Genomic DNA, 6,394 nt, shown 5'->3' on the forward strand with positions numbered 1-6,394 from the left:
CAACCCTATAACCCCCTTAAAAAGAAAATGGTTTTAAGTTGCCTTAAAACCATAGTCGTGTAAAGTTATTATTTTATTGTATCCCGGCAGACACTGGCCAGCCGGTGCCATTTTCTCAGTGCTTGTGTTCTTCGACGATCTTCTTGAACTCGTCCACGGTCACCTTCTTTTCCTGTACGGTGATGTGCTCGCGGATGTACTTCAGGATCTTCTCCGAACGCAGTTGGTTGTAGAGCTTCATGAAGTTCTGGCCGTTCTCGTTTTGCAGATAGTTGTCGGCAATGGCGTCGAGCTTGTCGCCGAGCTGCTCAGCAAATGCATGACCACCGAATTGTGAGATGATCAGGTCTTTGGCTTTGGCGCGAACTTCGTCGGCTTCTACGGTGATCTTGTTGTCGTCGGCGATCCGGTTTTTCACCAGGTCCCACTTCAGACCGCGCTTGTAGGCTTCAAATTCCTGGCCCAGCACTTCGTCGGTCACCTGACCCTGGCTGCTGGATTTCAACCAGGCCTTCAGGAAATCGTCGGGCAGGTTGATGGACGTGTTGGCCACGAAATGATCTTCGATGTGGTGCTCCAGGAAGTGGTCCGACTCGCGCTTGTAGTTCTCGCCGATCGTTTCCTTGATCTTGGCAATAAATCCGGCTTCGTCCGTCACAGCATCCTTGCCAAACACGCGGTCGAACAATTCGATGTTCAATTCGGCGGGTTCGGTGCGGCTGATGGTCTCCACCGTGAGAATGTATTTTCCTTTCTTAGCTTTTGCTTCCTCGGGAGAAACGCCCAGTACCTGAGCTTTCAAATTCTCGTCCGAAAAAACTTTGTCGATGTCAAATTCGATGGCATCGCCTTTCTTTACGCCGATAAATTTCTTCTGCTCTTTCTTCTCTATTTTATCCACAGCGATAAAAGATTGCTCGCGGCTAAAGTCGCCGTCGGTCTCTTTCAAGGGACCGAACAAGTTGTCGTCGGCCTCGCTGGTTTCGGGATAGTTCACCTTGCCAAAGCGCTTCTTCAGGTCGCTCACGGTTTCATCGATGGTCTTTTGGTCCACTTCGATCGGGTACGACTGTACTTTCACTTTGGAAGAAAGTTCGTAAGGGAAATCATCGACCATACCGATCTGGTATTCGAACTCAAAATTCTTTTGAACATCCCAATCGATGGTCAGAGCCTTCTCCGTGTTGGGAAGGGGTTCGCCCAGGATCTTGAGATTATTTTCTTTGATATAGTCAGAAAGCTTGTGTGAAAGCAGATGATTGATCTCGTCCACGAGGATGGATTTGCCAAACATTTTCCGGATCACGCCGGTCGGAACCTTTCCTTGACGGAAACCTTTGATGTTTGCTTTACGAGCGTAATCTTTTACTTTTTCTTCAACGTTGGGTTGATAATCACCTTCGGTTAATTTAATTTTAATTAAACCTTCGGTGTTGTTCTTTTTGTCTAATGTAATTTCCAAAGTTAAGTTGTTTATTGTTTTACCAGATAAACCAAGAACCCTCAACGCCCGTGCTGATTAAAGAAACGAACATCAAGGGTTCAATGGTGCGGATGGAGGGACTCGAACCCCCACGCCTTTCGGCACCAGATCCTAAGTCTGGCACGGCTACCAATTACGCCACATCCGCAAAAGGAGGGCGCAAATTTATGGAATATTCACAAATAAGAAATAGTTTGTATTTGTTATCAGAAAAAAGTCATTTTTACTCTTAACGACTTACAAAAACCGCTCAAACACACCAAATCTGCCGTAAATAATGGTAATAGACGCCGAACTGGAGAAGAAAGAGATCATTAACCGTTACAGGAGATTACTGCGCAAAGCCAAGCCCATCCTCAAGGATGGCGACGCCAAGCTGATAAAGAAAGCCTTCACCATCTCACTGGAAGCCCACAAAGACATGCGACGGAAGTCGGGCGAGCCGTTCATTTTCCACCCCCTGGCCGTGGCCGAGATTTGCGTGGAAGAGATCGGCCTGGGAACCACCTCCATCATCGCGGCCCTCATGCACGACGTGGTGGAAGACACCGACATCGAGCTCGCCGACATCGAAAAGATGTTTGGCAAAAAGATCACCCGCATCATCGATGGCCTCACCAAGATCCGAGGCGTCTTTGAATACGGCACCTCCCAGCAAGCCGAGAACTTCCGGAAAATGCTGTTCACCTTGTCGGACGACGTCCGGGTGATCCTCATCAAACTCGCCGACCGCCTGCACAACATGCGCACGCTCGACAGCATGCCCCGGAACAAACAGCTCAAGGTCGCCAACGAAACCATCTACCTCTACGCGCCCCTGGCCCACCGCCTGGGACTCAATGCCATAAAAACCGAGCTGGAAGACCTCTATCTCAGATTTACCGACCGGCCCGTCTACAACGGCATCGCCGAAAACATCGACGCCACCCGCGCCGTCCGCACCAAGTTCATCAAACAATTTATGGTGCCCATCAAGGACGAGTTGGACAAGCTCAAGATCGAATACGAGATCAAAGGCCGGCCCAAGTCGATCTATTCCATCTGGAACAAAATGCGGAAACAGAACATCCCGTTTGAGGAGGTGTTCGACCTGTTTGCCATCCGCATCATCCTCGACACCACCGTGGAATATGAAAAAGCGCTTTGCTGGCAGGTATATTCCATCGTCACAGACTATTACACCCCCAACCCCGACCGGCTCCGCGACTGGATCAGTACACCCAAATCCAACGGCTATGAGTCGCTGCACACCACCGTCATGGCCAAGAACGGCCAATGGGTAGAGGTCCAGATCCGCAGCAAGCGCATGGACGAAATTGCCGAAAAGGGCTATGCCGCCCACTGGAAATATAAAGACCGCGACACCACCGCCGAATCGAACCTCGAAAAATGGCTCGCCCGCGTCCGCGACCTGCTGGAACAAAACAACCACTCGGCCCTGGACTTTGTGGACGATTTTCGCGGCAATCTTTTCAGCGAGGAAGTATTTGTTTTTACCCCCAAAGGCGAACTCAAAACGCTGCCCTACGGGGCCACGGCGCTGGATTTTGCCTTCGAGATCCATACCCAGGTCGGCTCCAAATGCATCGGCGCCAAGGTCAACAACAAGCTGGTGCCCATCAACTATGTGTTGAAGAACGGCGACCAGATCGAGATCCTCACCTCCCAAAAACAAAAGCCCCACGAAGACTGGCTGCGGTTTGTGGTGAGCTCCAAGGCAAAGGCCCGGATCAAGGACGAGCTGAAGGAAGACAAGCGGAAATCTGCAGAAGAAGGCAAGGAAATACTCGCCCGAAAGCTGCGCCAGCTCAAGGAAGAGCCCACGCAGCAGTTGCTGGAGCAAATGCGCGAATATTTCAAGGTCCCCGCCAATTTCGAACTCTACTATAGAGTGGGACGCGGCTTCATCACTTCGGCCGACATCAAGAAATTTGCCGAAAACAAGCCCGCATCGCCCATAAGGGCCCGCCCCAATGCACAGGTGGCCGATGCCAAGTCGATTGAACAGGAGATCAAACAAGCCAAAGGCCGCTACGAAGACATTTTGCTGATTGGCGAAGATATGGACGTGGTGGACTATAAACTGGCCAAATGCTGCACGCCCATCCCCGGCGACGATGTTTTTGGTTTTGTGACGGTCAACGAAGGCATAAAAATACACCGCACCAACTGCACCAACGCCCCCGAGTTGCTGTCCCACCACGGCAACCGCGTGGTAAAGGCCAAGTGGACCTCCCAGCACGAAGTGGCCTTCCTCACCGGCCTCAAGATCCTGGGCACCGACCGGGTAGGGCTCATCAACGACGTCACCAAGATCATTTCCGAGGAGCTGAAGGTGAACATGAGTTCCATGTCCATTCACACCGATTCCGGCATTTTTGAAGGCGAAATCATGCTTTATTTGAACGATACGCGGCATATGGAGCAGCTCATCGAGAAACTCCGCAGCGTGGAAGGCGTGGTAAAAGTGAGCCGATTTGATTCAAAAGAATAGGCCGTAATTATTTTATCCTGCTATCTTTGCCCGTTATTTCAAATGGCACTCAACACCAAGATATACGACGAGGTTAAGAAAATCTTCACAGCCTACCTGGAAAATAAGGAGCTGCGCAAGACCCCGGAACGCTATGCGATCCTGGAAGAGATCTATTCCCGCGACGGCCACTTCGATGTGGAATCGCTGTATATCAGCATGAAAAACAAAAACTACCGCGTAAGCCGGGCCACTGTCTACAACACGCTGGACTTGCTGGTGGAGTGTGACCTGGTGAGCAAACACCAGTTTGGCAAGAACCTGGCACAATACGAGAAGTCCTACGGCTACAAGCAACACGACCACCTCATTTGCACGGAATGCCACAAAGTAGTGGAGTTTTGCGATCCGCGGATCCAGAACATACAAAACACGGTGGAGGAGATCCTGCACTTCAACGTCATGCACCATTCACTCATATTATATGCCTCGTGCACCCGGGTGAATTGTGAGAACAAACGGGAAGCCGCCGCCCTCAACAACTTAAACGGAGTATGACTTTCAAACACGAAATAAAGAACAATAGCCTCATCCTGAGGCTGTCCGGTGATCTCATCGGAGAAGACAGCGGCGCCTCGGTCATCGAAGTAGTGACCGATGCCATCCAGCAAAAAGCGTTGACGTGCATTGTCGACATCTCCGGCCTCCGCTACATCAACAGCAGCGGAATTGGGGTGCTCATTACCATTCTTACCAAGTTCAGAAACAAGGGCGGAGAAGTGTATTTGATGAAACCCTCCGAAAGCGTCCAGAAATTATTGGTGATCACGAAGCTGAACGCCATTTTTCAAATCGTTCAGACGGAAGCAGAAGTGATTAAGTAAATCCAAAGAAAATTTAAGATTCAGAGATGTCTAAGGTAGATGTATTATTGGGCCTTCAGTGGGGCGACGAAGGCAAGGGAAAGATCGTGGACGTATTGGCGCCCCAGTACGATGTAGTGGCAAGATTTCAAGGAGGCCCCAACGCCGGCCACACGCTGGAGTTCGACGGCATCAAACATGTATTGCATCAAATCCCTTCCGGCATCTTTCGTGAAAAAACGAAGAACATCATCGGCAACGGCGTTGTGCTGGATCCGTTTGTCTTTAAGACAGAGATAGAAAAGCTTCAGAAGTATAATCTGAATGTAAACGCCAACCTCTTCATCTCGAAGAAGGCCACGTTGATCCTGCCCACGCACCGTTTGCTGGACCAGGCCTACGAAAAGGCAAAGGGAGACGACAAGATCGGATCGACACTGAAAGGCATCGGTCCCACCTACCAGGACAAGATCGGCCGCCAGGGATTGCGCGTGGGGGATATTCTTTCGGATAGATTCCAGGAGAAGTTCAACAAGCTCACCGACATCCACTTCAAGATCCTGAAAGATCACGACATTCAGTATAACTGGAATGAATTGAAGGAACAGTTTTTAGAGGCCATCCAATCGCTAAAGACTTTCAACCTTATCGAAAGCGAATATTTTCTCAATAAAGAATTGAAAGCCGGCGCCACCATTCTGGCGGAAGGCGCACAAGGCGCATTGCTGGATATCGATTTTGGAAGCTATCCTTTTGTGACGAGCTCAAACACAGTAACTGCCGGAGCATGTACCGGACTGGGTATTGCTCCGCGACACATCGGCGAAGTGTACGGCATCTTTAAGGCGTATAGCACCCGCGTGGGAAGCGGACCGTTCCCCACGGAGCTCATGGATGATGAAGGTGAATTGATGCGCAAGGAGGGAAGAGAATTCGGTTCTACTACGGGAAGACCGCGTCGTTGTGGATGGATTGATATCCCTTCGCTGAAATATTCCATCATGATCAACGGTGTGACACAACTTTTGATGATGAAAGCCGACGTGCTCAGCATTTTTTCGACCATAAAAGCGTGCACAAAATACCAGTTGGCCGACGGATCGATCACCGATATGGTGCCTTACGAACTGGTCAACGAAAAAATTACGCCGATTTATACAGAATTAAAGGGCTGGAGCACCGATCTGAATTCCAACGGAGTTTCGAAACAAAATTTGCCGGCTGAGCTCGATACCTACATAAAATTCCTGGAAGCCGAGCTCCAGGTGCCCATTACGCTGGTTTCTACGGGTCCCGATCGTACCCAGACCGTATACCGGAAAGAGAAAATTATGTAATTTTTTTTGATCACCCCTTGCGCAGGTGGGGGTGAAAAGATACCTTTGCATCCCCTTTCAGAAGGATCGGGCGAAACAGAGTGAATCAGGGTGCTCAATAAGAGATTAGAGATGTAACCCCACTTATCTGCCCCATGGCAGGTAACACGTTCTTTGAATGGATGATAATTGATAGCGGACCCACGAAAACTACAGCCGCGAGGTTGGGGTTTTTGTGATTGATTCTTAAGAAAGAAAA

Annotated in this window: 5 protein-coding genes and 1 tRNA gene; 4 read left to right on the forward strand and 2 right to left on the reverse strand. The window is 49.9% G+C overall.

What is annotated here, in order from left to right; genetic code table 11:
• Window positions 1-115: 115 nt before the first annotated feature.
• Both BUB30_RS31295 and BUB30_RS31300 read right to left on the reverse strand, forming a co-directional pair.
• Window positions 116-1,462, reverse strand: a complete 1,347-nt coding sequence (locus BUB30_RS31295) for a trigger factor (RefSeq protein WP_073142422.1) — start codon at window positions 1,460-1,462, stop codon at window positions 116-118.
• A gap of 84 nt (window positions 1,463-1,546) precedes the next feature.
• Window positions 1,547-1,631, reverse strand: a tRNA-Leu gene (locus BUB30_RS31300).
• A 126-nt stretch (window positions 1,632-1,757) separates the two neighbouring features.
• Between BUB30_RS31300 and BUB30_RS31305 the strand changes: the two genes are divergently transcribed.
• The 4 genes from BUB30_RS31305 to BUB30_RS31320 are packed head-to-tail and all read left to right on the forward strand — an operon-like array spanning window position 1,758 to window position 6,156.
• Window positions 1,758-3,977, forward strand: coding sequence for a RelA/SpoT family protein (locus BUB30_RS31305; RefSeq protein WP_073142424.1), 2,220 nt, complete (start codon window positions 1,758-1,760; stop codon window positions 3,975-3,977).
• Window positions 3,978-4,019: 42 nt separating this feature from the next.
• On the forward strand, window positions 4,020-4,514 hold the full coding sequence (locus tag BUB30_RS31310; protein ID WP_073142426.1) for a Fur family transcriptional regulator: 495 nt from the start codon (window positions 4,020-4,022) through the stop codon (window positions 4,512-4,514).
• The gene (locus BUB30_RS31315) at window positions 4,511-4,840 is read left to right on the forward strand and encodes an STAS domain-containing protein (protein ID WP_073142427.1); all 330 of its coding nucleotides are present in this window, start codon (window positions 4,511-4,513) and stop codon (window positions 4,838-4,840) included. Before BUB30_RS31310 ends, BUB30_RS31315 begins: the two co-directional genes overlap by 4 nt.
• 26 nt (window positions 4,841-4,866) lie before the next feature.
• Window positions 4,867-6,156 carry an adenylosuccinate synthase gene (locus BUB30_RS31320; protein ID WP_073142429.1) on the forward strand — a complete coding sequence of 430 codons (1,290 nt, stop codon included), beginning with the start codon at window positions 4,867-4,869 and terminating at the stop codon, window positions 6,154-6,156.
• Window positions 6,157-6,394 lie beyond the last annotated feature (238 nt).

Source organism: Chryseolinea serpens (genome assembly GCF_900129725.1).
Classification (GTDB): Bacteria; Bacteroidota; Bacteroidia; order Cytophagales; family Cyclobacteriaceae; genus Chryseolinea; species Chryseolinea serpens.